23 protein-coding genes and 2 pseudogenes are annotated in these 26,696 nt (G+C 65.4%); 17 read left to right on the forward strand and 8 right to left on the reverse strand.

Translation table 11 applies throughout. The features are described 5' to 3' along the window. The first annotated feature begins 69 nt into the window (after positions 1-69). From D1F64_RS20740 to D1F64_RS24910, 3 genes and pseudogenes are all read left to right on the forward strand, one after another. A complete protein-coding gene (locus D1F64_RS20740; protein WP_117413977.1) occupies positions 70-696 on the forward strand; it encodes an esterase in 627 nt (208 codons plus the stop codon). 113 nt (positions 697-809) lie between these two features. After that, positions 810-2,245 (forward strand): annotated as a pseudogene (locus tag D1F64_RS20745) (DUF294 nucleotidyltransferase-like domain-containing protein); the annotation flags it as partial. A gap of 195 nt (positions 2,246-2,440) precedes the next feature. Beyond that, on the forward strand, positions 2,441-2,857 hold the full coding sequence (locus D1F64_RS24910; RefSeq protein WP_205470559.1) for a putative nucleotidyltransferase substrate binding domain-containing protein: 417 nt from the start codon (positions 2,441-2,443) through the stop codon (positions 2,855-2,857). Positions 2,858-2,911: 54 nt separating this feature from the next. Here D1F64_RS24910 and D1F64_RS20750 read toward each other — a convergent pair whose 3' ends face one another. The 4 genes from D1F64_RS20750 to D1F64_RS20765 are packed head-to-tail and all read right to left on the reverse strand — an operon-like array spanning position 2,912 to position 6,404. Then, positions 2,912-3,640, reverse strand: a complete 729-nt coding sequence (locus D1F64_RS20750) for a GntR family transcriptional regulator (RefSeq protein ID WP_205470560.1) — start codon at positions 3,638-3,640, stop codon at positions 2,912-2,914. Between the two features lie 46 nt (positions 3,641-3,686). Next, on the reverse strand, positions 3,687-4,967 hold the full coding sequence (locus tag D1F64_RS20755; protein WP_117413978.1) for a TRAP transporter large permease: 1,281 nt from the start codon (positions 4,965-4,967) through the stop codon (positions 3,687-3,689). Continuing rightward, complete coding sequence (locus D1F64_RS20760) at positions 4,967-5,425, reverse strand: TRAP transporter small permease subunit (RefSeq protein WP_117413979.1); 459 nt, start codon at positions 5,423-5,425, stop codon at positions 4,967-4,969. The genes D1F64_RS20755 and D1F64_RS20760 overlap by 1 nt, the downstream gene beginning before the upstream one ends. Before the next feature lie 43 nt (positions 5,426-5,468). Then, positions 5,469-6,404 (reverse strand): C4-dicarboxylate TRAP transporter substrate-binding protein, encoded by a 936-nt coding sequence (locus D1F64_RS20765; protein WP_205470561.1) that lies wholly within the window; start codon positions 6,402-6,404, stop codon positions 5,469-5,471. A 228-nt stretch (positions 6,405-6,632) separates the two neighbouring features. Between D1F64_RS20765 and D1F64_RS20770 the strand changes: the two genes are divergently transcribed. From D1F64_RS20770 to D1F64_RS20780, 3 genes and pseudogenes are all read left to right on the forward strand, one after another. Beyond that, positions 6,633-7,529 (forward strand): SMP-30/gluconolactonase/LRE family protein, encoded by an 897-nt coding sequence (locus D1F64_RS20770; RefSeq protein ID WP_117413980.1) that lies wholly within the window; start codon positions 6,633-6,635, stop codon positions 7,527-7,529. Between the two features lie 87 nt (positions 7,530-7,616). Further along, positions 7,617-9,323: pseudogene (araD, locus tag D1F64_RS20775) on the forward strand (L-arabinonate dehydratase); the annotation flags it as partial. Positions 9,324-9,390: 67 nt separating this feature from the next. Continuing rightward, positions 9,391-10,101, forward strand: a complete 711-nt coding sequence (locus tag D1F64_RS20780) for a ribonuclease activity regulator RraA (protein ID WP_117414758.1) — start codon at positions 9,391-9,393, stop codon at positions 10,099-10,101. 189 nt (positions 10,102-10,290) lie between these two features. Here the strand turns inward: D1F64_RS20780 and D1F64_RS20785 are convergent, their stop codons facing one another. From D1F64_RS20785 to D1F64_RS20800, 4 genes are all read right to left on the reverse strand, one after another. After that, the gene (locus tag D1F64_RS20785) at positions 10,291-10,662 is read right to left on the reverse strand and encodes a hypothetical protein (RefSeq protein WP_117413981.1); all 372 of its coding nucleotides are present in this window, start codon (positions 10,660-10,662) and stop codon (positions 10,291-10,293) included. Continuing rightward, positions 10,659-11,519 carry an extradiol ring-cleavage dioxygenase gene (locus D1F64_RS20790; protein WP_117413982.1) on the reverse strand — a complete coding sequence of 287 codons (861 nt, stop codon included), beginning with the start codon at positions 11,517-11,519 and terminating at the stop codon, positions 10,659-10,661. The genes D1F64_RS20785 and D1F64_RS20790 overlap by 4 nt, the downstream gene beginning before the upstream one ends. Positions 11,520-11,599: 80 nt before the next feature. Then, positions 11,600-13,027: an amidohydrolase family protein gene (locus tag D1F64_RS20795; RefSeq protein ID WP_248304530.1), complete on the reverse strand. Its 1,428-nt coding sequence runs from the start codon at positions 13,025-13,027 to the stop codon at positions 11,600-11,602. A 114-nt stretch (positions 13,028-13,141) separates the two neighbouring features. Next, a complete protein-coding gene (locus tag D1F64_RS20800; RefSeq protein WP_248304531.1) occupies positions 13,142-13,912 on the reverse strand; it encodes an IclR family transcriptional regulator C-terminal domain-containing protein in 771 nt (256 codons plus the stop codon). Between the two features lie 314 nt (positions 13,913-14,226). Between D1F64_RS20800 and D1F64_RS20805 the strand changes: the two genes are divergently transcribed. The 11 genes from D1F64_RS20805 (at position 14,227) to D1F64_RS20855 (ending at position 26,670) form a co-directional block, all read left to right on the forward strand. Then, positions 14,227-15,039 carry a citryl-CoA lyase gene (locus D1F64_RS20805; protein ID WP_117413984.1) on the forward strand — a complete coding sequence of 271 codons (813 nt, stop codon included), beginning with the start codon at positions 14,227-14,229 and terminating at the stop codon, positions 15,037-15,039. 10 nt (positions 15,040-15,049) lie between these two features. Further along, positions 15,050-16,195 (forward strand): CoA transferase, encoded by a 1,146-nt coding sequence (locus D1F64_RS20810; RefSeq protein ID WP_117413985.1) that lies wholly within the window; start codon positions 15,050-15,052, stop codon positions 16,193-16,195. A gap of 32 nt (positions 16,196-16,227) precedes the next feature. After that, positions 16,228-16,632 carry a YciI family protein gene (locus tag D1F64_RS20815; RefSeq protein WP_117413986.1) on the forward strand — a complete coding sequence of 135 codons (405 nt, stop codon included), beginning with the start codon at positions 16,228-16,230 and terminating at the stop codon, positions 16,630-16,632. A gap of 22 nt (positions 16,633-16,654) precedes the next feature. Continuing rightward, positions 16,655-17,728: a C4-dicarboxylate TRAP transporter substrate-binding protein gene (locus D1F64_RS20820; protein WP_117413987.1), complete on the forward strand. Its 1,074-nt coding sequence runs from the start codon at positions 16,655-16,657 to the stop codon at positions 17,726-17,728. A gap of 11 nt (positions 17,729-17,739) precedes the next feature. Then, a complete protein-coding gene (locus D1F64_RS20825) occupies positions 17,740-18,309 on the forward strand; it encodes a TRAP transporter small permease (protein WP_117413988.1) in 570 nt (189 codons plus the stop codon). Further along, the gene (locus D1F64_RS20830; protein WP_117413989.1) at positions 18,306-19,619 is read left to right on the forward strand and encodes a TRAP transporter large permease; all 1,314 of its coding nucleotides are present in this window, start codon (positions 18,306-18,308) and stop codon (positions 19,617-19,619) included. The genes D1F64_RS20825 and D1F64_RS20830 overlap by 4 nt, the downstream gene beginning before the upstream one ends. A 36-nt stretch (positions 19,620-19,655) precedes the next feature. Next, positions 19,656-20,180, forward strand: a complete 525-nt coding sequence (locus tag D1F64_RS20835; RefSeq protein WP_117413990.1) for an NADPH-dependent FMN reductase — start codon at positions 19,656-19,658, stop codon at positions 20,178-20,180. 67 nt (positions 20,181-20,247) lie between these two features. Next, entirely contained in the window at positions 20,248-21,162 is a 915-nt protein-coding gene (locus D1F64_RS20840) for a LysR substrate-binding domain-containing protein (protein WP_205470562.1), read from the forward strand. A gap of 216 nt (positions 21,163-21,378) precedes the next feature. After that, positions 21,379-23,067: a sulfatase-like hydrolase/transferase gene (locus D1F64_RS20845; protein ID WP_117413991.1), complete on the forward strand. Its 1,689-nt coding sequence runs from the start codon at positions 21,379-21,381 to the stop codon at positions 23,065-23,067. 57 nt (positions 23,068-23,124) lie between these two features. Beyond that, the gene (locus tag D1F64_RS20850; protein ID WP_205470563.1) at positions 23,125-24,183 is read left to right on the forward strand and encodes a TAXI family TRAP transporter solute-binding subunit; all 1,059 of its coding nucleotides are present in this window, start codon (positions 23,125-23,127) and stop codon (positions 24,181-24,183) included. Between the two features lie 135 nt (positions 24,184-24,318). Continuing rightward, a complete protein-coding gene (locus tag D1F64_RS20855; protein WP_117413992.1) occupies positions 24,319-26,670 on the forward strand; it encodes a TRAP transporter fused permease subunit in 2,352 nt (783 codons plus the stop codon). The last annotated feature ends 26 nt before the right edge of the window (positions 26,671-26,696 follow it).

The raw sequence follows: 26,696 nt of genomic DNA on the forward strand, positions 1-26,696 counted from the left end.
GGTAAGGGAAGCTATCAAAAAGACTCATTACTTTGCCGGGCCCGCGCCCGGCGGAAGGGAGTGGCATTGGTGCTCGACTTGATTGGAACCCTGGTTCCGAAACGACGCAAATCGGACTGGCCCTCGACCGTCGAGGCGATCCGCGCGGGTGCTGCCTATCTGGCGCAGGGCGCGAGCTACTCCTATTTGCGCGCGCGCACGCTGCTGGCCGGGCCGCGCCTGTTCCAGAACGAGGACTTCGGCTTCGCGCTGCAGATCTGCAAGTGGGAGGCCTTCGCCGTGGCGGCCCAGGACCTGATCCTGATGCTGGAGGCGGAATTGCGCTCGGTCCTGCCCGCCAGCGCCGAGGCGCGGGCGCGCGGGCTGGCCGCACTTTACCGCGAAGTGCTTGAAAGCGAATCCGTGCCGGACCATCGCGCCGACACCGGCTGGGGCGAGCTGTTCAACGAATTCGACGCGCGTCTCGCGGTCTATATGCGCGAGCCGCCGCTCAGACCGGACGCCATCTCCATCGCCACGGCGTTGCGCATCCTCAAGCATGCGCCGATCGAGGACGCCGTGCGCGAGGCCGACACGATGATGGTGGTCAACAACGTCGCCTTCCGCTTCATCGACCACCAAGCAACCTTGCGCAAGACGCTCGATCTCGACGCCTTCGCGGCGGAACTCGCCCGGCGCATGGAGAGCGAGGGGTGATTCCAGGATCCGCAGGCCATGGCGGCACACATGCCGCCGCTCCGCTGATCGCGCTGGACGTCGTCGTTCTGGACACCGAGACCACCGGCCTCGACGTGCGCCAGGACCGGATCGTGCAGATCGGCGCGGTGCGCATGCATGGCGCCGAGATCGACGAGGCCCGGGTCTTCGATGTGATCGTCGACCCCGGCCGGCCGATTCCGCAAATCGCCACCCGCGTGCATGGCCTGTCGGACGCCGACGTCGCCGGCAAGCCCGGATTCGCGGAGATCGCGTCTGATCTCGCCGCCTTCATCGGCGATGCGATCGTGGTGGGTCATTCGATCCATTTCGACATGGCTGTGCTGCGCCACGAAGCCGATCGGCTGGGCATCGCCTGGAAGGAGCCCAGGGTGCTCGACGTCGCCCTGATGGCGGCCGGGCTCGATCGTGAGCGGGTCGACACCTCGCTCGACAGTCTGGCGCTCGGCCTCGGCGTCGGCGTCACGGGCCGGCACACGGCGCTTGGCGACGCGCTGGCAACCGCCAGGGTCTACGCGGCGCTGCAGCCCGATCTGCTCACCTCCGGCGTGCGCACGCTGGGCGAGTTGGAGACCCTGTGCCGCCGGGCGACCGGCCTGATCGCCCAGCAAGAGAATGCCGGCTGGTTCGAGCGGCCTTCCGACCGCCCGGATTTCGCCCTGGCCGTGCTGCGCACCGGCAGCCAGCGCGCCATCGACAGCTTCCTCTACCGCCAGCGCCTCGCCGATGTCATGAGTAGCCCGCTGATCTCGATCGACGTCAAGGCCAGCCTGCACGAGGCGGCGCGCCTGATGGACGCGCACGGCATCGGCTGTGTCATCGTCGATCTCACGGACGGCGGCAGCGGCATCCTGACCGAGCGCGACCTGCTGCGGGTCATGGCCGAGACGGGCCCCGGCGCCAGCGCGATCGAGGTCGGCGCCGTGATGAGCGCGCCGGTGATTGCCGCGCCGGCCGAAACCTTCCTGTACCGCGCGCTCGGCCTGATGGCGCGCCGCAACCTGCGCTATCTCGGCGTCACCGATGCCGGCGGGCGTCTCGTCGGGATATTCACGCTGCGCACGCTGCTGCGCGAACGTGCGCTGGCGACGCTGACAGTGGGCGACGAGATCGCGGCGGCGAGCCGCCCGCGCGAACTGGCGCGGGTGCAGGCCGCCCTGCCCTCGCTGGCCGCCGGGCTTCTCGCCGACGGCCTGGAGGCGCGCGCCGTCGCCGCCATCATCGCGGCGGAAGCCCGCGCCATGACCGCGCGCGCCGCCGAGATCGCCGAGGTCGAACTCATCGCCGCCGGCCACGGTCCAGCACCCGCAGCCTACGCTCTGCTCGTGCTCGGTTCGGGCGGACGCGGCGAAAGCCTGCTGGCGCCGGACCAGGACAACGCGCTGGTCATCGCCGACGACTATCGCGGCGACCTCAACGCACCCGACGACTGGTTCACGCGTTTCGCCACCCGGATCAACGAGATTCTCGACAGGGCCGGAATTCCCTATTGCAGGGGGGCGTCATGGCGCGGAACCGCCAATGGCGCCGCAACCTCGCGGAATGGCGCGAGCAAATTGGCGTCTGGGCGAAACACCCGACGCCGAAGGCCCTGCTCAATGTCGACATCTTCTATGACTTCGCCCCGGCGCACGTCTCGTCCAAAGCGGGCGCGCATCTGGCCGAGACCTTGCGCGCGGACGCGGCCGGCATCGCGCGTGACTCGCTTTCCATGCTGCGCTTCATGGGCGAGATGGCCGGCGGCCACAGCGCGCCGCTCGGCATGTTCGGCGGCATCCGCAAGGACGACGCGGGGCGTGTGGATCTGAAGACCGGCGGGCTGCTGCCCATCGTCGCGGGCGCGCGCGCCATCGCGCTGCGCCACGGGGTGACGGCGCTGTCGACCCCGGAGCGCCTGCTCCAGGCCGCGGACAGGGCGGGACGGTCGCAGGCAGACGCCGAACTGCTCGCCGACATTCATGGCTTCGTGATCCGCCTCATTCTGGCGCAGCAGATCATTGACATAGAGGCGGGGATCAAGCCGACGAACCGGGTCGAGATCGGCCGGCTCGGCCGCCAGGACCGCGACCAGTTGCGCGAGGCGCTCGGCCGCATCGACCTGATACGCGACATGCTGCGCGATCTGCTGCAAGGCCTGTGAATCAGGCCCGCGGGACACGCGGCAGCGCCCGTCCGTCCCTGGCACGGCAATTGGTCAGGAAAAAAGCGCTTCGTTCTCGCGCACGATTTCGGGCATACGCTCCATGGTGCCCGACAGGTGGCGGCGCATGGCGGCGGAGGCCTTTTCGCCGTTGCCCTCGGCGATCGCGTCGACGACCGCGCGGTGGCCCTCGAGCACGGAGAGCATCTTGACCTCGCGCGGAAGATCGAGCGAGCGCAGCCGGGCGAGATTGCCGCAGCGCGCGGTGATGTGCAGATGCAGGTTCGACTGGTTGACGGAGGCGAAGAGCGCCTCGTGGAAGGCCTCGTCGAGCTGCTTAAACAGCTCAACCTGCTCGATATCGCCGACAAGCGCCTCCTGCATCTTCACCAGGCCCTTGACCTTGCGCAGCACAGCCGCGTCGGTGCTTTCCGCCAGCGCCCGCGCCACGTCGCACTCCACCGCCGTACGCAGGAAATGTTCCTCGCGAATGCGCGCCACGTCGATCTTCGTGACCACGGTGCGTGACTGCGGATAGGAGACCACAAGCCCGTCCTGCTCGAGCCGCAGGATCGCCTCGCGCACCGGCGACTGGCTGACGTTAAAGCGCTCGGCCAGTTCCGCGCGCGCCAGCGTGGTCTCGGGCGGCAGCTCCAGCGAGATGATGCGGTTGCGGATTTCCTCATACGGCCGCATGGACGCCGGCACGTGCGGCCCGGCGCGCAGCATCTCGTCAGCGCTTCCGCCGCTCGTTCCCGAAAAGAGGTTCTTGTTCATCGGCATACCATGCGCCTAGGAGGTAAGAAGCGAACCATCGCCAGTGCTCCCATTACATCAACGCTCCCGGCAGGAACAGGGTGAGGCCGGGAAAGCCCGCGATGACGAGGAAGAAAAGCACCATGGCGACGAAGAACGGCAGGGCCGCGCGCGTGAAGGCGCCGGTGCGGCAATCGAGCACGCCGCAGACCGTGAACATGATCACGCCGACGGGCGGCGTCAGCCCGCCGAAATTGATCAGAATGACAATCAGAATGCCCATATGCACCGGGTCGTAGCCGGCGGCGATGAGCACGGGCATGACGATGGGCGTGATCAGCAGGATGTTGGCCGCGCCTTCCAGGAACATGCCGCTGATCACCAGCACCGCCATGATCAGGCACAGCACCCACAGGGGATCGCTGGTCAGCGAGGTGACGAATTCGGTGATCTGCTGCGGCCCGCGCTCAATCGTCACGGCGTAGCCGAGGACGGCGGCCATCATGATCAGCAGCATGATCATGCCGAGATCGGACACGGAATCGCGCGCCGCCTCGTATAGTTTCGCAAGCGTCAGCTCGCCATAGATGAACACGCCGATGAACAGCGCGTAGAAGACGAGAAACGCGCCCGCCTCCGTCGCCGTGAACAGGCCGAAACGGAAGCCGACGATCAGGATCACCGGAAAGGCCAAAGCCCAGACGCTCTCGAAGAAGCTGTCGCGCAATTCGCGCGCGCTGGGCGGACGCGGCATGTCGGGCGCATAGCCGCGCCATTTGGCCACCGCCCATGTCGCAGCCATGAGAATGACGGTCAGCACCATGCCGGGCACGATGCCCGCGAGAAACAGCCGGCCGATGGAGACCTCGTTGATGAAGCCGAAGAGGATCAACCCGATGCTCGGCGGGATGGTCGCGGTGATGATCGACCCGAAAGCCAGAATGGCCGCGGTCGTCGCCTTGGAATAACCCTGGGCGATCATGCTGGGGCCGAGCAGCCGCGCCTCCATCGAGGCGTCGGCGACGGCGGAGCCTGAAATCCCGCCCATCATGAAGCTCAGCACGATGGACACCTGGGCCAGTCCCCCTGCCATCCAGCCGGTGAGCAGGCGGGCGAACTTCACCAGCCGCACGGTGATGCCGGTCACGTTCATCAGGTTGCCGGCAAAGATGAAGAAGGGCACCGCCAGGATCGGGAAATTCTGCGTGGCGGTGACCATCTTCTGCACCGCGACGGTGGGCGGCATGGTGCCGGTGAGCACGAAGACCGGAATGGCGGCCAGCGCCAGGGCGAAGGCCACCGGCATACCGATCACCAGAAACACCGCGAAGAGCGCGGCAATCAGGAGAAGCATCAGACGGCGTCCTTGGAATAAAGGCTGGAGACGAGCTGTGCGATCATGGTGCGCAGCATGAGCGCCAATCCCACGACCATCGAGGCGTGTACAATCGAGCCATGCATTTGCGTCGCGCCGATCAGGCGCGGGTGCATCAGGACCATGTTCCGCCACGCATAAAACAGCAGGAATATAAGCAGGCCCGACAGGATTGCGTGATTGACCACGTCCATCCAGCGCCGCAGCGGCGGCGGCAGACTGTCGAGCAGCAGCATCAGGCCGAAATGACGGCGTTCCTGCATGGCCAGGTCGGCGGCGAGCATGCACAGCCAGACGAACAGCAGCTGGGCGATTTCGATCGACCAGATTACCGGGCTTCCGGCAGCCCTCGACACCGACGCCAGAGCGACGAGGATGACGATGACTGCCAGCAGCAGACATGCGCAGGCGAATTCGACCCGCTTGTACGTTGTCATTGCGGATCTCCGTGCCTGCGCATGACCAAAGCAATCAGAAGTGTCAGCGTCCCAGAACCTTGTTCACGATCGCCGCTTCGCTCTTCAGCTCGAGCATGGAGTAGACGGACTTGACCGCTTCCTTGAAGGGCGCCAGATCGACCTCGCTGACAGTCACGCCCGCTGCGGCGACATCCGCAAGCGCCTTTTCGCCAAGCTCGATCGTCAGGCCCGAGGCATAGCGGCCGTCTTCCACCGCGAGATCGCGCACGATCTTCTGGTTTTCGGGCGAGATCTGATCCCAGGCATCGGCGCCCACGACAAGGGCGGTGACGAGCTGGATGTGGCCGGTCAGGGTGACGTTCTTGATCACCTCATAGAGCTTGGCGCCCTTGATCGCGGTGGGCTGGGCCTCGGCGGCATCGATGGTGCCGAGCTGCAGCGCGGAATAAACCTCGCCCCAGGCGATCGGCGTCGGTTCGGCGCCCATGGCGCGGATGGTCTCGATCCATACGGGCGCGCCGATGGTGCGCATCCGCACGCCCTTGAGATCGGCCGGCGAGGAAATCGGCTTCTGGGTCAGCGCGTGCCGCGCGCCCTGGTACCAGTTGGACGCCAGCATCACGAGGCCGGCCTTCTGCTTCAGCTCCTCGCCCCAGCCGAGATAGGCGTCCGACAGCGCGAACTTGTCGGCTTCCTCGTAGGTGTCGAACAGGAACGGCGCGGACATGATGGCCAGCGACGGCACGAAGCTCGACAGCCGCGCCACATCCGTCACCGTGCCGACATTGCCGCCGGCGCGCGCCTGATCGAGCATCTCGGTGGTGTCGCCGAGCTGCGAGTTGTGGAACACCTCGATCACCACCTCCCCGTTGGTGGCCTTCTCCACGTCCGCCTTGAACTTGTCGAGCCCCTGGCCCATCGGGTCGTTGGGCGCGAGCACCGTGCCGATGCGGAGCGTCGTCTCCGCGGCCGCCGGCAGCGAAAGACCTGCTGTCAAGGCTACCGCCAGACAGACTCCGAGTGTCGTTGATTTGATCATCATGCTTTCCTCCCTCGATGCGGCCGGGTTGGCCGCCATTTCCCTAGAATTGATATTTTAGTTGTGTTGAAATCCTAATTGCGCCATCAATTGCATGTCAACAGGATTCTGGCGCCATCGGACGCATCGTGACCCAATGGCCCCATCAAGACGCCTCGAACCGAGGCTCTCCGACACGAGGAACGCATGACGCAGGTGGCTGCCGGCGACGCAAGACGACACGACATCGCCTTCTCGCTTCTGGGCGAAATGCGCGCGGACCTGGGCGAAAGCCCTCTCTGGTGCGCGCAGGAGCAGTGTGTCTGGTGGGTCGATATCGAGGGATGCCGCGTGCTGCGCACCCGGCTGCCGGGCGGCGAGACCACCGCGTGGAGCACGCCTGAAATGGCCGGCTTCGTGGTGCTGACAGCCCCGGGGAAACCGGCCGTCGGCATGCAGAGCGGCATCTTCCTGCTCGATACGGCGACGGGCGGACTGGAGCGGATCGTGACGCTCGACGCGCCGGGCATGCGCTTCAACGACGCGACCGTCGACGCCGCGGGGCGGCTGTGGGCCGGCACCATGGCGATCGACGTGGGTTCGGCGCCGGGCGCGCTCTATCGCATCGGCGCGGACCGGAGCGCGCACGAAGTGATCGTGGGCCCGCTGACGATCAACGGGCTTGCCGCCGACCAGACGCGGGCGCGGCTTTACGTATCGGACTGCCATCCGTCCGTGCAGACGGTGTGGCGCTTTCATTGCGACCCCGCCACCGGCGCGCTGAGCGGAAGGACCACCTTCGCACGCTTCCACGACCTGGCGGGACGGCCGGACGGTGCGGCGCTCGACGCGGACGGCAACTATTGGATCGCGGCCGTGGGCGGCGGCTGCCTGCACGTCTTCTCGCCTCAAGGCATGCTTCTCGCCACCCATGAAACGCCCTTTGACCTGCCCACAAAGCCCGCCTTTTGCGGCGCCAATCTGGATACGGTCCTCGTGACCTCCAAGCGCGACGCCGCTTCGGGCGGCCACCTGGCGATCGGCCAGGCATCGGACGAGAGAAAATGCGCCGGGCATCCTGCCCACCACTGGAACATCGCGTGACATCGGGACCGCCTGGCCGCGCGCCGACGGTCCTTGGAACACACAAAACAGCGCGGGCAAGCGCTGACTGAAGACGGGGAGAAACGCTTGGCGAAGAACACTCGCAAGAAGCAGCCGGGAACCTTGCGCAGCGCGCGCTGGTTCGCCGCCGATGACCTGCGCTCGTTCGGACACCGTTCCCGGATGATGCAGATGGGACTGGCATCCGAGGACTGGACGGACCGTCCCGTCATCGCCGTCGTCAACACCTGGTCCGAGGCGCAGCCGTGCCACATGCATTTCCGCGCCCGCGCGGAAGACGTGAAGCGCGGCATCCTGCAGGCCGGCGGGCTGCCGATGGAACTGCCGGCGCTGTCGCTGTCGGAGAGCTTCGTCAAGCCGACGACCATGCTCTACCGCAACATGCTGGCGATGGAGACCGAGGAGCTGCTGCGCTCGCACCCCGTCGACGGCGCCGTCTTGATGGGCGGTTGCGACAAGACCACGCCCGGCCTCGTCATGGGCGCGATCAGCGCCGGACTGCCGATGATCTATCTGCCGGCGGGGCCCATGCTGCGCGGCAACTTCAAGGGACAGCACCTGGGCTCAGGCTCCGACGCCTGGAAGTACTGGGACGAGCGCCGCGCCGGCAACCTCAGCGACGAGGACTGGACCGGGCTGGAGGGCGGAATCGCGCGCTCCTACGGCCATTGCATGACCATGGGCACCGCCAGCACCATGACGGCGATCGCCGAGGCGATGGGCCTGACCCTGCCCGGCGCCAGCTCGATTCCGGCAGCCGATTCTAACCACATCCGCATGTCGGCCGCTTGCGGCCGGCGCATCGTCGACATGGTGTGGGAGGATCTGACGCCGGACCAGATCATCACGCGGGCGGCGGTGATCAACGCCGGGACCGTGGCGATGGCCTCGGGTTGTTCGACCAACGCGGTGGTGCATCTGCTCGCCATGGCCCGGCGCGCGGGGATTCCCTTCACGCTGCAGGATCTCGACGCGCTGGGGCGCACGACCCCGGTAATCGCCAACATCCGGCCCAACGGGCCGGAATACCTGATGGAAGACTTCTTCTACGCCGGAGGCTTGCGCGCGCTGATGGCGCAGCTCGGAGACAAGCTCGACCTGACGGTGCGGACGGTCACGGGCGTGACGCTGGGCGAGACCCTGCAAGGCGCCGCGGTCATCAACGACGACGTCATCCGCCCCCTCGACAATCCCGTCTATCCCGAGGGCGCGCTGGCCGTGCTTACCGGCAATCTGGCGCCGGACGGCTGCGTCATCAAGCCCTCCGCCTGCGCGCCGCATCTGCTTCAGACCGAGGGCCGCGCCTTCGTCTACGACAGCTACCCGGACCTCAAGGCGGCGATGGAGGACGACACGCTGGACATCACCGAAACCGACGTGCTGGTGCTGCGCAACGCCGGCCCGCAAGGCGGCCCCGGCATGCCGGAATGGGGCATGCTGCCGCTGCCGCGCAAGCTGCTGCGCGCGGGCGTGCGCGACATGATCCGCATTTCGGACGCACGCATGAGCGGCACATCCTACGGCGCCTGCATCCTGCATGTGGCGCCGGAAGCCTTCATCGGCGGCCCGCTGGCCTTGCTGAAAACCGGCGACATCGTCCGCGTCGACGTGCCCGCCCGGAGCATCGACATGCTGGTCTCCGACGAGGAACTGGCGGTCCGCGCGGCGCAATGGCAGCGGCCCGAACCCTATTACCCGCGCGGCTACGGCAAGATGTTCGCCCGCCACGTGTCCCAGGCCAACGACGGGTGCGACTTCGACTTCCTCGAAACGACGGACGGCCCGGCGTTCCCGAACCCGACATCTACTGACGCTCATTCAAGGATCGATTTCCATGACTCTGTCTCCCGAAACCCGCGAAAAGCTCAGCCACGTGTCCTGCGCGACGCTGACCACCGCGCTGTTCAAGCGCGGCCTGCGCAACGTCTTCCTGCAGGACGTGCACCCGATCACGCCGAAAGGCCGCAACATGGTCGGCCCGGCCTTCACCCTGCGCTACATTCCGGCGCGCGAGGATCTCAACACCATCGCGGTGTTTGAAAGCCGCGAGCATCCGCAACGAGTGGCGATCGAGACCTGCCCCGAGGGCCACGTGCTGGTGATGGACAGCCGCCAGGATCCGAGCGCGGCGTCGGCCGGCGACATTCTGGTGACACGGCTGATGGTGCGCGGCGCGGCCGGCATCGTCTCCGACGGCGGCTTTCGCGACAGCCCGAAGATCGGCGGCCTCGACATGCCCGCCTATCACAACCGGCCCGCCGTGCCGACGAACCTGGTCAAGCACCAGGCGATCGAGATCAACTGCGCGATCGGCTGCGCCGGCGTGGCGGTGTTTCCCGGCGACATTATCGTCGGTGACGACGAAGGCGTGGTGGTCATCCCCGCGGGCATCGCCGACGAGATCGCGACCGAGGCCGCCGCCATGACGCTGTTTGAAAACTTCGTCTCCGAACGCGTGATGGACGGCCAGTCGATCCTGGGGCTGTATCCGCCGACAGATCCCGCCAACCGCGAGGCCTTCGACGCCTGGCTCAAGGCGCGGGGCGCCTGACCGGATCCGGTCTCACGCGAAGGTCTCTCGTTCGTCATCCTCGGCCTTGTGCCGAGGATCCATGTTTTCAATGACTTATGGATGGTCGGGACAAGCCCGACCATGACGAATGAGAGATCGTTCGGCTTTGTGAGCAGCCCGGCCCCGGACAGTTCCCGGAGCCTTTTCCCTTCTCACTCCGCGAAACGCTCAGGTCTCGACCGTGGGATAATCCTTGCCTTTCCAGTGCTGGAGGTTCGCGGCGAACTCCCTCTGGAAGGAAAGCGGTCCATTCTTGGCCATGTAGGGCTCGTCGTAGATGCCGATGAAGATCGTCAGGTTGAGGAAGAAGTGCGCGCCCATTTCAAACAGCGCCACATAATCGTGCCCAACCAGCGCCGCGCGCTCGGCGTCCGTAAACCCGTGCACCGTGGAGGCTTCCACATCGTTGCCCAGAAGCTTCGGCCCGATGGACTGCTCCCAGGTGGCGACGAAGCTGCGCGGGTCCTCCGTGTAGCGCTTCAGATACTCCGGGTCGCGGTCGACGGTGTAGAGGAACTTGTTGACGTAGTACTTGCTCATGCCGCCTGCTCCTTCGGATACCAGGTGAAATAGGCCTCCATGGTGTGGAAGAGATCGAGGTTGTCGACATAGTCGGCGCCCTCGGGACCGGCGACGCCGAGCATCAGGATGAAGTTCAGGAAACCGTGCGTGGCGTTGCCGCTGGCTGCCATGCTCTCGTGGCTGACATTGTCCAGAATCGCGTCGATGTCGCCCGCCTTCAGCCATTCGATCGCCTGGCGGTCGAACTCCGGATCTGGTCCGGTCTCCATAAACTGGCGCGGGCCGCCCAGTTCCAGCGACAGATGGCCAGTGCCGATGGCGGCCACGCGCTTGTCGGACGGATAGGCGTCGATCGCCTTGCGGATCGCCCGGCCCAGATCATAGAAACGCTTTGGCGTGTGCAGCGGCGGCGCGAAGATGTTGGTGTAGATCGGCACCACCGGCAGATCGTTCTCGGGGCGCACCGTGATGATCGGGCAGATGATGGAGTGATCGATCTTCAGCTCGTTGGAAAACGCGAAATCGAAGTTCTGGTCCATCAGGTTCTGGTGCATGAAGCGCGACATGTCCTCGTCGCCCTCCAGCACATACTTCGGAATGCCGAATTCGCGCTCCTCGTTGTAGAAGGTCGCGTCGTAGCGCTCCGCCTTGCCGATCAGGAACTGCGGGCAATTGTCCAGGAAGATCTGGTGGAAATGATCCGAGCCGATCATCACCAGGATGTCCGGCTTGGTGCGCGCCAGCGTCTCGCGATAGGCCTCGATCTTGCGCTTCCATTCCGGCGCCTGCGGCATCTGCTGCTCGGGCGGAGCGGTGGTGGCCTTCAGGTAGAACGGGTGATGCGTCGACGCCAGCGTGGCAACAAGTTTGGCCATGTTTTTCTCCTTCCGATAGGACGCGCCGCGAAGGCGCGCCTCCCCGGGATGCGGGCCCGGCCCGCATCCCCCAATCCCGATTACCCCGCGAAGAGGTCGCGTTCGATGCCCGCCGCCTCGAACAGATAGTCGCGGCTGGCTGCCAGCTCCGCCTTCAATCGCTCAATATCGAAGCCGAGCAACCGCCCCTTCCACTTCTTCACCTGCCCCGCGACAAAGACCGTATCCACGTTGGAACGCTCCATCAGGGTGACGACGGCGCCGGCAGCATTGTTCAGCGGGGCGACGTTGATCGCCTCGGCATCCAGAAGGATGATGTCCGCCTCCTTGCCCGGCGTCAGCGAGCCGGTCTTGCTGTCAAGCCGCAACCCCTGTGCGCCGCCCATGGTCGCGGTGCGAACCGCCTCCATCGTTGTCATGAGTTCCGGATAGTCCTCGCCGGCGAGCGCCTTTTCGTTCACGAACATGCGCTGCAGCGTGACGAGGCTGCGCATCTGGGTGAAGAAGTCGGCCGTCATGGTGCATTCCACGTCGGTCGAAAGCGAGATGCTCATGCCGAGGTCGAGGGCCGTCTGGATCGGCGGCGTGCCGTGACGCATGTGCATTTCTATCGGCACCGCGAAGGACACGTGGGCGCCGGCGTCGGAGGCATATTTCCAGCCGTCTTCCGACATCCCGGTCATATGAATGAAGATGTTGTCGGGCCCGAACTTCCCCGCCGCGCCGAGCTCGTCGAACGTCGGCTGCATGCCGAAGGTGCCGACCACGTGCAACGCGATCGGCAGATCGAGCTCGCGGCCGATCCGCCAAGCCTCCTCATAGCCCGGCAGGTAGATTTCCCCGCCCATGGCCATGGTGAGAAGCTGGTCATCCGAAGAGAAATATTGCTCCTTCAACCGCGCCGCATCGCCAGGATATTTCGCCCTGTCACCCCAGCCTTCGAAGTAACCGAACACCGCCCGGCGCCCGGCGTCGCGCAGCGCGTCGACCGCCGCGTCGGAATGCTCCGGTGAATGGTGGATCTGGCTGACGTCCATGACCGTCGTCACGCCGGCGTCGAGTTGCGCGATCGATCCGAAGAGCTCGTTGATGTAGACATCCTGGGGCCGGTAGGCCATCGAGAACTTCTGCAGGATCGTGTCGTAATAGTTCTGTGCGTTGGCCGGACGGCCGTCATTGATCAGGATACCGTCGGCCAATTGGCTCCGCAGGGCCGTTTCGAATTGATGGTGATGGGTGTCGACGAAGCCGGGCATGACGATCTTGCCGGACGCGTCAACCACCACCGCGTCGCTTGCGTCGATATTGGCGCCGACCTCGACGATCCGCGCGCCGTCGATAAGCACGTCACCGCTCTCAAAATTGCCGACGGCCGGATCCATCGACAACACGACACCGCCCTTGATCAGGATCCGGCGGCCCGGCGCACCAAGGCCCTCCGGCAGGGCGCTCGCAGCGCTCTCCTGTGCGGCGGCGGCCCCTGGCAGGGCGATTCCCGTTGTTGCCACGGCGCCTGCAACGGCGCCGACCTTGAAGAAATCGCGCCGGCTCGGGCACGGCGCCTCATGGATCTTTGGATCGCACAATCTGCACATGGCTTTTCCTCCGGTAACGGTGGTGGGTCAGGTTCCGATAATCGAATTCAGGATCGGGTAGCGTGCGATCGCGTGCGAAATATGCGACGCGGCTTCGCGCAATTCGGGAAGACGTTCGGCGACAAGCGAGTCCGGCGTAACCTTCCCTGTGTATCCAGATGTGTTCAGCGCGGCGATGGTCCGTCCCTGCAGGTCGCGGATGGGTACGGCGAGCGCGGTGATTCCGTAGTCGAGCTGATCCACCGTGGTCGCGTATCCGGCTTCGCGAACGGCGAGAATTTCGCGGCGAAGTACCTGCGGATCCGTGATTGTCTTGGAGGTCAGCGGCTCGGGCTGCACGGTCGCGATATAGCGGTCGAGCTCCGCGTCGCTCAGCCCGGCCAGCAGCACCCGGCCCAGCGACGTTGCGCAGGCCTGATACCGCGCACCGACGACCGCCGCCGCGCGGCGCGCGCGCTGCAATGACACATGCGCGATATAGATGACATCGCCGCCGTCGAGCGTTCCCACCGAGGAGGCGTCGCCGAAACGCTCGACCAGTTCCCGCAGGTTGGGCTGCAGCACCTCGTCGATCCGGGCTGTGAAATAGAAGGCTGAGCCCAGCGTCATGATCTTGGGGCGCAGGTGGAACCGCTTCTGCCGCTGGCCGACGTATCCCAGCGTCTGCAGCGTGATCAGGCTGCGCCGCGCCGCGGCCGGCGAAAGGCCGACACGCCGGGCGACCTCGCTGAGCGTCATGTCCGGGTGAGAAGGATCAAACGATTCCAGGATCGCCAGCCCCTTGGCAAGCGCCTCCACGAACTCAACGGGCGCTCCGGCGCCTCCGGATCCAATTGCATGTCCTGCACGTCCGTCATCCCTCGCGACCACATCCGGCGTCAAACACCGCATTCCGCGCCGCACGGCCAAGCCGCAGCGTCGTGGGGCGCGCGCTGGATCTGATGGATCGGGCGCAGTTGGAATGCAGTCATCTCACCTCCGAATAGCAGCAATTGGGCGCCACGGCGCGGGTTGCGCCGGCACCATTGGGGATTCCACTTGACGGAAGATTAGGCGGCCAGTAGATTTTCGGCAAGAGCAAATATTTTCGCCTACCGAAAATGAGGATCATAATGCGAATTGGCAAGCAAGAGCAGGCCTATACCGCCATCGCGACATCGGACGACGAAAGCATCACGGTTCGTGGCTACGATCTGTGCAATGACCTGATCGGCAAGATCGACTTCACCGATTATTTCTGGCTTCTGGTTCTGGGCGAGCGCCCGAGCCGGGAACAGCGCGCGATGATGGATGCCTGCCTTGTCGCCATCGCCGAACACGGCCTGGTGCCCAGCGTGCAGGCCGCCCGCATGACGCTTGCCGCCGGCCCCGACGCCTGGCAGGGCGCCATGGCCGCCGGCCTCCTCGGCATGGGCAGCGTGGTGGCCGGCAGCTCGGAGACCGCGGGGCTCTATCTGGTCGAGGTCCTGGACAAGGCGCAGGCCGACGGCACCGACCTGGAGACCGCGGCCATCGAAAGCCTGAAGGCGCTCAAGGCCGCGCGCAAGAAGGTCCCCGGTCTCGGACACCCGCAGCACAGCGCCGGCGACCCGCGCGCCGACCGTCTGCTTGAGATCGCCGACGAGCTCGGCATCAGCGGCAAGCACATCGAGACCCTGCGCCTGCTCGCAAAACACGCACCCGGCATCATCAACCGCCCGCTGCCCATCAATGTCTCAGGCGCCATTCCGGCGACGATCCTTGATGCCGGCTGGCCGGCAGAGGCCATGAAGGCCGTGCCGCTTCTGGCGCGCGCCGCCGGACTGTCGGCCCATCTGTTCGAGGAATCCGCACGGTCCATCGGCTTCATCATGTCGCACAAGGCGGATCTCGCGATCTCCTACGACGGCCCGGCCGCCGCATCCAAACAACACAAACCGGCTTGAGGACGGCGCCATGGTCAAGATCCTGAAAGACGTCCGCGTCATCGAACTCGGCACCTACATCACCGGGCCGGCGGCGGGCATGCACCTCGCCGACCTCGGCGCCGACGTGATCAAGGTCGAAAGGCCGGGAACGGGCGATCCGTTCCGCGCGTTCAAGGGCGGGCTCTATTCGCCGCATTATCAGACCTACAACCGCAACAAGCGCTCCATCGCGCTCGACACCAAGGATCCTGACGACCTCGCGGTGCTGCATGAGCTGATCGCCGGAGCCGACGTGTTCATCCAGAACTTCCGGCCGGGCGTTGCCGAGAAGCTCGGCGTGGGCGAGGACGATTTGCGCAAGGTGAAGCCGGATCTGATCTACTGCGCGATCTCCGGCTTCGGCCAAAGCGGCCCGTCGCGCGACCGGCCGGCCTTCGACACGGTCGCCCAGGCCGCCAGCGGATATTTGCGGCTGCTCACGCCGCCGACCAATCCGCGCGTCATAGGCCCGGCGATCGCGGACTCGGTGACTGGCCAATACGCGGCCATGGGAATTCTCGCCGCCCTTCTGGAGCGCGGCAAGACCGGCAAGGGCCGACGCCTCGACATCTCCATGCTGGAGGCGATGACCCACTTCAACCTCGACAGTTTCACCCACTACTACTCAGTGGGAGAGATCATGGGCCCGCTGTCACGCCCGGTCGTCTCCCAGAGCTACACCTTCGAATGCAGCGACGGTAAGTGGGTCGCGATCCACATGTCCTCGCCGACCAAATTCTGGGAAGGCCTGCTTCGGGCCACCGGCCAGGAAGCGCTTAACAGCGACCCGCGGTTCTCCGAGCGTCTGGAGCGCATCCAGCATCAGGACGATCTGATCGAGATTTTCACGCCGATCTTCAAATCCGAAACCCGCGACGCCTGGTGCGACAAGCTCCTCGCATGCGAGGTGCCGCATTCCCCGGCCTACGATTCCAACGAGGCTCTGGAAGACCCGCAAGCCAAGCATCTGAGAATCGCGGTGCCGACAGTGCACCCGGAGATGGGCGAAAGCACCACCGTGCGCGCGCCCTACAGCTTCGATGGAGAGGCGGATTTCGACATTCTGCCGCCGCCAACGCTGGACCAGCACGGAGCGGACATCCGCGCCGCGCTCAAGAAACGCAAAGCCGGCTGAGACCAGCACGGCGGGAATTGGGGAGGAATCCAATGAACCCAGACGACACGCTTGCGGCGGTTCCCGCCGCCGACGTTCTCGCCGCCAGCGGGGCGATGCTGCAAAAGCAGCTCTACGCCATCTTCACCAAACCGGTGAACGGATTGGGGCCGGTCTTCGCCAACATCGAGGCGCATCTGGCGTTTCAGGTCGACTTGGAGCGCGAGGGTGTGATGTTCGCCGCAGGTCCGATGTGGACCGACGACGAGCAGCGCTGGGAGGGAGAAGGAATGGTGGTCGTGCGTGCGGCGTCGCGCGACGCGGCCATCGCCATTGCGGAGCGGGACCCGATGCACAAGGCCGGCGCCCGCAGCTTTCACGTACGGCCCTGGCTCGTCAACGAGGGCTCCGTGACGGTCAAGCTCGACTATTCGACGCAGACATTCTCGATTGCCTGAGAAACTTCAAGGGAGGAAACCAATGCGCATTCTATACGGACTTCTGACCGCCGGCATGATCGCCATGCCCACCGCGCTTTCGGCGCAGGAAACAATCAATCTGACCGTGGCGTCGAGCCACCCGACGGTGATCCCGTGGGTCGGCATGATCAAGACGCACTTCATGGCGCGCACGGACGAACTGCTTGCCGAGACCGGCAACTACAAGATCGAATGGAACGAGGCTTTCGGCGGCCAGCTCTACAAGGCCAACGCAACGCTGACGTCGGTCGAGGAAGGCATCACCGACATCGGCTGGGTGTTCTCCTTCCTCGAGGCCGCCAAGCTGCCGCTCAGCCAGGCGTCGAGCTACGCGCCGTTCGCCACCGCCAATCCGCCGGTGCAGCTCGAGGTGATGCGGGAGCTGATGGCGAAGAACAAGGCGTTCCGCGACGAGTGGGAGCAGTACAATCTCAAGGTGCTCGGCCTCACCGGCACGGACATGTACGACATCTACACCAAGACCCCGCTGACGGGCATCGACGACATCGACGGCATGAAGCTGTCGGCGCCGGGCGTACTCGGCACGTGGCTGCGCGGCACCGGGGCGAATGCCGTCGACGGTGCGCTGACCACCTTCTACACCGACATTCAGACCGGCGTCTCCGACGGCGTGCTGACGCTTGCGCTCGGTGCCCTGCCGACCAAGCTCTATGAGGTGGCGCCCTACATCAACCGCTTCGATGCCGGCGTCGCCTTCTCAGGTGCCGTCGCCATCAACGCCGACGTCTGGAACGATCTGCCTGCCGAAGTCCAGGTCGCGATGAGCCGGGCTGGGGAATACTACACCAAGGCCCATGGCGAGGATCTGCTGAAGCGGCACGAATTCGCGCTCAACAAGATGGTCGAACTCGGCGCGGAACAGGAACCGCCCGTGACGATCGTCACTATGCCCGCCGAAGAACGCGCGGCCTGGGTGAACAAGCTGCCGAACATCGCCGGCGAGTGGGCGGCGGAACTCGAGAGCCAGGGTACTCCGGCCAACGCCTTCCTCTCCGCCTACATGGACGGCCTGCGCGCCCGCGGCGAAAAGCCGGTGCGTGACTGGGACAAGTAGGCCCCGAACCGATGCCATCGAAGCAGCAAAAGACGGAGGCCCCCGCAAGGCGGGGGCTTCTCGCCTCCACAGCCGACCGCATCTGGCTCTGGCTCGTCGATGGCCTGGCCGCCGTCGGCACCGGCCTCATTTGCGTCCTCATGCTCATCATCTGCGCGGACATCGTCGCGCGTAACATCCTGGGATCCTCCCTGCCGCTCGTCTCCGAGCTGGGCGCCCTGCTTCTGGTCATGATCGTCGCCCTGCAGCTCGCCACCACCGTGCGGGCCGACAGGCTCGCACGCACGGAAATCTTCTACATCGGCTTTCGCCAGGCACGCCCGCGCGCGGGAGCCCTGTTGTCTGTGGTCTTCAATCTGGTCGGCGCCGGAATCATCGGCGGCATCGCCTGGTCGAGCATTCGCATCCTCGGCAAGGACTGGACCGCGGGCGAATACATCGGCGTCACTGGAATCGCCACCCTGCCCACATGGCCCTTCCGCGCGCTGATCCTGCTCGGCATGAGCGTCGCGGCCGTCCAGTTTCTCGTTCTCGCATTCCAGGATCTGAAGGCGGCGATGACACACAAGGTTTCCTCATGAGCCCGATCGAAATCGGATATCTCGCGATCGTCGCGCTGCTCGTGCTGATCTACATCGGCATGCCCATCGGCATCGGCATGCTGTTCGTCTCCTACCTGGCGGTTGCCGGAATTCGCGGCGAGGCCGTCTCCTTGCGGATGCTCGGCGCCGTGGCCAACGATTCCCTGCGCGAGTATCTCTTCGCGGTCGTGCCGCTGTTCGTGCTGATGGGACTGCTCGTCACGATCTCCCAGGTGGGCAAGGATACGTTCGACGTGTTCCAGCGCCTGCTGCGCCGCGTTACCGCGGGTCTGGGCATCGCCACGGTCTTCGCCAACGCGGTCTTCGCGTCGATCACCGGCATTTCCATCGCCTCGGCGACCGTGTTCAGCCGCGTCGCCGTTCCGGAGATGACGCGGCACGGCTACACCAAGAAATTCGCCACCGGCGTCGTCGCCGGATCCTCGGTGCTCGGCATGCTGATCCCGCCGTCGCTGCTGATGATCGTCTACGCGGTGCTGGCCGAGGAATCCGTCGGCCGCATGTTCCTCGCCGGGGTCGGCCCGGGCATCCTGCTGTCGCTGGCCTTCACGGTGACGATCCTGCTGCTGGCCCGCCTGCGCCCGGACTTCGTCTTCGAGACCGACACCGATCACAGCGCAAACCAGGAGGTCTCGGGCCTGGACATGCTGCGCAAGTCCGTGCCCATCGCCAGCCTGATGCTGGTGGTGCTCGGCGGCCTCTACGGCGGCTTTCTCAACCCGACGGAAGCGGGTGCCGCTGGCGCGCTCGGCGCCCTGGTGATCGCGCTTCTGCGCCGCTCGCTGACGCTGAGGCTGTTCTGGAACCTGTTGGTGGATGCCGGCCAGATCACCGTCTCGGTGCTTTTCCTGATCCTGGCGGCGACGTTCTTCAGCCGAATGCTGGCGCTGTCCGGCGTGCCGCGCGCGCTGGCCGAATTCTTTCTCACCGGCCCGATCGGATCCTACGGTTTCCTCGCGGTGTTCCTCCTGCTGGTCATCGCCCTGGGCTGCCTGATCGATTCCATCTCGATCATGCTGATCCTGCTGCCGATCGCCCTGCCGGTGGCGAGTGCGGCCGGTTTCGACCTGATCTGGTTCGGCGTGCTGACCGTGGTTGCCGTCGAGGTGGGCCTGCTGACGCCGCCCTTCGGGCTGTCGGTCTACATCATCAAGTCAGCCATGAACGATCCCGACCTGCGGATCGGCGAGATCTTTCGCGGCGCGTTTCCCTTCGTGCTCGCGATGTTCGTCTGTATCGCGCTCATCGTCGCCTTCCCTCCCATCGCGACCTGGCTCGCGCGCCTATAGCGCGCGGCCCGGTCAAAACCTGAAGCTTGAAACCGCATGACCACCTTGCTCTTCATCCCCGGCAGCCTTCGCGCCGCATCCTCGTCCCGCGCGACCGTGCGCGCGCTGGCCGACCGTCTGACGCCGGAGGTGGCATGTGACGTCGCCGATCCCGGCGCCCTGCCGCACTACAACGCGGACATCGAGAATGATCCCGCCGTCGCCCGTCTCAACGCCCAGATCGCTGCGGCCGACGGCGTGGTCTTCGTGACGCCGGAATACAATTTCGGCATTCCCGGCGTACTGAAGAACGCCATCGACTGGGCCTCGCGCCCCGCCTTTGCGGCGCCGCTGACGCACAAGCCGTGCATGGTGATCTCGGTCTCCGGCGGCGCGCTGGGCGGGGTCCGCGCCCAGGCGCAGCTGAAATACGTGCTCAACGGTATGCTCGCGAAACTGTTCGTGGGCCCGGAAATCGTCATCCCGCAGGCAAACGCGAAAGTCTCCGACGGGCTGCTCACGGATGAGACCATCCTCGCCTTCTGCGAGGAGAACATCGGTAATTTCATCGCGTCCTTCTGAGCGGAGGGATAGCGATTTCCGACAATCCCGTTTGACCAAACCGGCGTGTTGGGATTGATGTAGGGGCATGAAGACAACCACCCGCATCCGCCTGCGCCACATCCGCTGCTTTCTCGAAGTGGCCGAACACGGCTCGATCACCAAGGCGGCCGCATCGCTCAACACGGTGCAGCCGGCCCTGTCGCGCACATTGCGTGAACTGGAGAGCGAACTCGGCCAAACGCTGTTCGAGCGCACCGGCCAGGGCCTGATCCTGACGCCTGCGGGGGAAAACTTCCGCAGACACGCGCTCGCCGGCATGTCGCAGATCGATCGCGGCATCCAGCAGGCGCGTGGCTTCGCCAACGCGCCGGCGGTCAACGTCGGCATTCTGCCCAACGTCGCCCGCACGCTCCTGCCCCCGGCGGTCGCACGGCTCAAGGCGCTCTCGCCGGGCATCGACATGCGCCTGCACTCGACGACCGCCCGCCAGATGCTACAGCATCTGCGCACCGGCAAGATCGACTTCGTCGTCGGCAGGCTGATGTCGCTGGAGCATCTGACCGGCATCAGCTTCGAGCAGCTCTATTCGGAGCCGCTCCTGTTCGTCGCGCGCAGGGACCATCCGATAACGCGCGAGCGAAACCTCACCATCGACGATATCGACCGCCAGCTCGTCATCATCCCCGTGGCCGACACGATCATCAGGCGCGAGCTCGACCGGTTCACCTTCGCCCGCGGGCTTGTGGAGTTTTCCAACAAGATCGAGACGGTGTCGTTCGAGTTCATCCGCAGCTTTCTCGCCAGCAATGACGCCGTCGCCTGCATTCCGATGGGCGCGGTGCGGCAGGAACTTGCGTCGGGCCAACTGGTGCAGCTCGACATCCACGGCGAGGAGCTGATGGGCTCGGTCGGCCTGTCGTTCGTGGCCGGACGCGAGCTGTCGCCTGCGGCGGCCCAGCTGGCGGATCTGGTGCGTGATGAGGCCCGCGCCTACGCATAGCAGTTTTGTTATAGCGCCAACCGTATCTCTATTTCCCGGACACCCCTGCCCGCGCTAGGCTTCTTTCCAATGGGCTGACAAAAGCCTGCCGGGAGGAGACTGCGCAGTATCGGCCGCACGCGGGAATCGCGGGGCCTGCGCACGCGCGCATCGTCCGTACCCTCCCATGGTTCATACGCTACTGCCCGGCCGGTCGCGCCGAGGCCTGGAGGATTCATGCGGAAGGCAAAGAACGTCCTGTTCATCATGTTCGACCAACTGCGCTGGGACTACCTCAGTTGCTATGGTCACCCGCATCTGCATACGCCGAACATCGACAAGCTGGCGCAAAAGGGCGTTCGCTTCGACCGCGCCCGCATCCAGTCGCCGATCTGCGGCTCCTCGCGCATGTCCACCTACACCGGCCGCTATGTGCACAGCCACGGCGCCTCGTGGAACGGCATTCCGCTCAAGGTTGGCGAAATCACCATGGGCGACCACCTGCGCAAAGCGGGCATGGACTGCTGGCTGGTCGGCAAGACGCACATGCGCGCCGACGCGGATGGCATGGCACGCCTGGGCCTGGAACCCGACAGTCTCATCGGCGCGCGGGTCGCCGAATGCGGCTTCGACGTTTTCGAGCGCGACGACGGCATGCGTTCGGAGGGTCCGGACGGCGTATACGACGCAGCCGGCGCGCTGAAATACAACGACTACCTGCGCGATCGAGGCTACGAAAGCGACAACCCCTGGCACGACCATGCCAACTCGGGGATCGACGCGGCCGGCAATGTGCTCTCGGGGTGGTTTCTCAAGAACTCGACCGAGCCCGCCAATATCGAGGAGAGCGATTCCGAGACGCCCTACATGACCCGCCGCGGCATGGAGTTCATCGCGGCGCAGGGCGACAGGCCGTGGTGCTGCCACCTGTCCTACATCAAGCCGCACTGGCCCTATGTTGTGCCCGCGCCCTATCACGACATGTACGGCCGCCAGCACATCAAGCCCGTGGTGCGCTCGGACGCCGAGTTCGCCGATGCCCATCCGGTGCTGAAGGGCTTCATGACCAATCCCGTGGGTGAAGCCTTCTCGCGCCAGGAGGTCCGCGACGCGGTGATCCCCGCCTACATGGGATTGATCAAACAGTGCGACGACCAGATGGGCGTGCTCTTCCAATGGCTGGAGGACACCGGCCGGATGGACGACACGATGATCGTGGTCACATCCGATCACGGCGATTTCCTCGGCGACCACTGGATGGGCGAGAAGACCTTTTTCCACGACACATCGACCAAAGTTCCGCTGATCATCTACGATCCCTCGCCGGAGGCCGACGCCACCCGCGGCACGGTCTGCAATGAGCTGGTGGAATGCATCGACCTGGCGCCCACCTTCCTGGAGGTCGCAGGCACCGATCCGGCGTCGGTGAACCATATTCTCGAAGGCCGCTCGCTGATGCCGATCCTGCACGGCAAACAGGACGGGCCGCTGCGCGACTACGTGATCTGCGAATACGACTACTCGGCCTCGCCGCTGGCCGACCGGCTCGGCGTGAACGCCCGCGAGGCGGTGATGTTCATGGTGGCGGACACCAAGTGGAAGCTGGTTCACTGCGAGGGCGGCTTCCGCCCGATCCTGTTCGACCTGGAGGCCGATCCGGACGAGCTCGTGGATCTTGGCGACCGCGAGGACCATGCCGACGTCATCGCAGCGATGTACGAAAAGCTTTTCACCTGGGCGCGGCGGCCGTCACAGCGCACGACCCGCTCGACCGCCCAACTGGAGGAAATGCGCACACAGACGCGCCGGCGCGGCGTCATGATCGGCGTCTACGACGAAAACGACGTGCCGCTGGAACTCACGGTTCACTACCGCGGCCGCAAGGCCACCGACCGTCGGGGGAACGACGCCAAGGCCGGCGAATAATCGCCGCCATCAAGAATGGATCGGCGATCCAGCGATCGCCGCAGGGAGGAAAAACAGATGATTATGACAAGACGGGTATTCGGCGCCCTCGCATGCGCCACAGGCATGGCGTTGAGTTCGGCAGGCGCTTTCGCGCAGGCCAATCTGACCGCCGAGACATCCAGCGCGGGCAATTCGCCGCATCTTTCGATCACCCACATGGCCGATGTGCTGAGTGAGGAGGGCATCGCGTCGCTGCAAGTCCAGGAAGGCCAGACGCTGACCAACTCGATCATCAACGTGGCCGAGGGCAAGACGGACGTGGCGGCGCTGCCGCTGATCCTCCGCTTCCTGCTGGAAAAGGGCCGAGGGCCGTTCTCCAAACAGGGCGAGAACGGCGCGAAACTGGCCGCCAATCTGCGCGCGCTCTATCCCTACAACGCCGGCGCCTTCGGCCTCATCGCGCATGAGAGCAGCAACATCACCAAGTGGGAGGACATCAAGGGCAAGACGGTGTTCAACGGTCCGCCGCGCGGCGCGGCGCTGGTCAACGCCCGTCAGGCGATCCAGATGGCCGCGGGCTTCAAGGATGGCGAGGACTACAAGGGCTATCAGGCCAACTGGGGGCAGCTCGCGAACATCCTCGTCGACGGCTCCGCCGACGCCTTCGTGGTACCGCTGACGTTTCCCTCCGAGCGGGTGATCATCGCGCTGTCCGCCGGCAATGTGAACATCGTCTCCACGCCAAAGCACATCTTCGAAGGCGAGGCGTTCGGCAAGCTGCTCAAGGCCCCGGGCAACATTCCGATCGTGGTCAAGGCCGAAGACATGGGCTACGGCGAGGGACAGGGCGTGACCCTGATCTCCGAGGACGGGATATTCCGCGGCATGGGCACCGCGTTTGCCGATATCGTGCACAAGGATATGAGCACGGAATTGGCCAAGGCGATCACCGCCGCCTACATCAAGCATATCGACGACCTGAAGGCCAAGGCGCCTTATGCAAGGAACATCGGCGTCGGCAATCTCGACCCCGACGCGTCGGGTTTCTGCGGCCCGCTGTCGATGAAATACCATCCCGGCGCGGTCGCTGCCTGGGAAGAGGCCGGCTACACGGTCCCCGACTGCGCGAAGTGACGCGTTGCGCCGGGCAGCTTCGGCCGCCCGGCCGCTGGCGGAGACAAACCGCCACCGAACACAGAACCTTCGAACGCCGACGCCGCCCGTGACCGCGCCTGCGGTCCGGCGCGCCGCATGGAGCCGGGCCGGACGATGAACGATCCTTTGGAAGCGACGCGCCCGCACAGGGCGGAGCGGCTGGCCACCCTTCTCGGCCTCATTCTGGTGATCATCGGCCTGTTGAACACGATCCCGTCGATCCCGGGCCTGGACGGCTTTGTCCAGGATCTGGCCGGCGACCCCAATTTCGTCGTTCGAAAATTCTCCTACGAATATCTCTATCCGCTCGCCTTCGTGCTGATGATGACGATCGTGGCGCTCAAGCATTCGTTTTACCGCGATGCGGCGGGCAAGAGCCGGCGCGCCCGCATCCTCTCGGCCGGAATGGACATCGCCCTGGTGGCCATGGCCATCGTCATCGCGCTCTCCTATCTGATCGAGATCGATTCCGTCTGCCTGATCGACCAGTTCACCGGCGAGCGTCAGGCGCTGATCGCCCGGGCGCTGCAGGAGGAACGTGAGTTCGCCGAGCTTTATGGCCTGCCCGCGCCCGCCAGCGTCGACGACCCGGCCTGCATCAACACCCTCGGCGTCTGGATCTTCGCGGTGGTCGGCGGCGCGATCGCGGTTTTCCTCGGCTACAACGTGAAGGTCTGGGGCTTTCCGCTCGTCGCCGTCGCCATCCTGATCGCCGCCTACGCCATGCTCACCGTGCTGGTGTGGTACGTCTTCGGCGCCGACGAGAGCATGAACAAATACCTGATCACCAAGCTCGGCGGCGAACCGAGGCTGCTGCTGGACGGGCGCCCCAACGTCGAGGACATCCTCGTCAACAACGCGCAAGGCCTGCTCGGCCGTTTCATGGGCATCCTGCTCAACACCGTGTTCCCCTATATCGTGCTGGGCTCGCTGTTCGGCATATCCGCCGGCGGCCGCTCGCTGATCAAGATCGCCTTCCTGTGGACCCGCCGCCTGCGCGGCGGGCCGGCGCATGCGGCCATCGTCTCCTCGGCCCTGTTCGGCACGATCTCCGGCGGCCCGGTCGTCAACGTGCTCTCCACCGGCGTACTGACCATCCCGATGATGCTCAAGCGCGGATTCTCGCGGGTTTTCGCCGGCGGCGTGGAAGCCGCGGCGTCGAGCGGCGGGCAGATCATGCCGCCGGTGATGGGCGTCGCCGCCTTCGTGCTCTCGGCCATGACCGTGGTGCCCTATCGCGAGGTAATCATCGCCGCCGTCATCCCGGCGCTCGCCTATTTCGGCTGCCTGTTCCTCTCGGTGGTGTTCCAGGCACGCAAACAGGGCATCCAGGCGGTCGGCGACGTGTCCGACGACATGCGGCTGACCGGCGCGGACTGGCTGCATCTGGTCATGATCGTCGCGCCAATCCTGCTGATCCTGTTCCTGCTGGTGACGCCGAAGGAGGCCATCGGCTGCGGCCCGATCGCGGCGCTTCTCGGCGTGGAGACGATCATCCAGAACGGCGCCTGCCGGACCGAGACCCTGCCGTGGCTGTTCCAGCTCGTTCAGAATTCCGCCGGAGACGCGGGATCCGCCGGCTGGTGGGCGACCGCGCTGCTCGCGGCCCTGTTCTTCCTGGACAAGGACATCCGGTCCAATCCGCGCAAGCTGCTCGGGGCCTTCGCCACCGCCGGCATCCTGATCAGCACGCTTTATCTGATGTTCCTCGCCGTCTCGGTGATCGACTTCAGCCTCAATTTCACAGGCCTGTCGGGCTTCATCGCCCGCGACATGCTCAACGTGCTGCGCAGCTTCGCGCCCGAATTGCAATCCGGCGGCGTGTTTCTGTTCCTGGCGCTGATGGTGACCATGATCCTGGCCATCCTGCTGGGCATGGGCATGCCCACCGTGCCGGCCTACATCAATGTCGCGCTGCTGATGGGGCCGATGATCGTCGGGCTGGGGATCGCGACCTTCACCGCGCATATGTTCATCTTCTTCTTCGCCGTGGCCTCGGCGATCACGCCGCCGGTGGCGATCGCGGCGTTTGCGGCCGCCTCGCTCACCCGGGCGGATCCGATGGCGACGGGCTTCTCCGCCGTGCGCTCGGGCGTGGTGATGTTCATCCTGCCGTTTGTCTTCGCATTCTATCCCGAGCTGCTGCTGATCGACGCGGCGAAGCTGGACCCCACAGCGAGCGGCGCCGCGATCTTCATCGAAGGCTATGGCGCGGGCATCGACTGGGCGGCGCTCGGGTACATCGTTGCGCGGCTGGTGGTGGCGCTCTACCTCATCACCGGCGCGCTGGCGCGCTTCGACATGCGCGCGATGAGCAAATGGGAAACGCTTCTGCGCCTCGGCCTCGCCGTGATGATCCTGATGCGCGATCCGCTGCTCGCCCTGCCGGCGCTGGCATTCACCGTAGCCTATCTGGGCTGGCACTGGTCTTCAGCGCGCGCCACGAGGGTATCCGCGGCAGCCTGACCCTCCGCGGTGCAACGGACCGCGAC

Origin of the sequence: Breoghania sp. L-A4 (genome assembly GCF_003432385.1) — a bacterium.
Lineage (GTDB): Bacteria > Pseudomonadota > Alphaproteobacteria > Rhizobiales > Stappiaceae > Breoghania.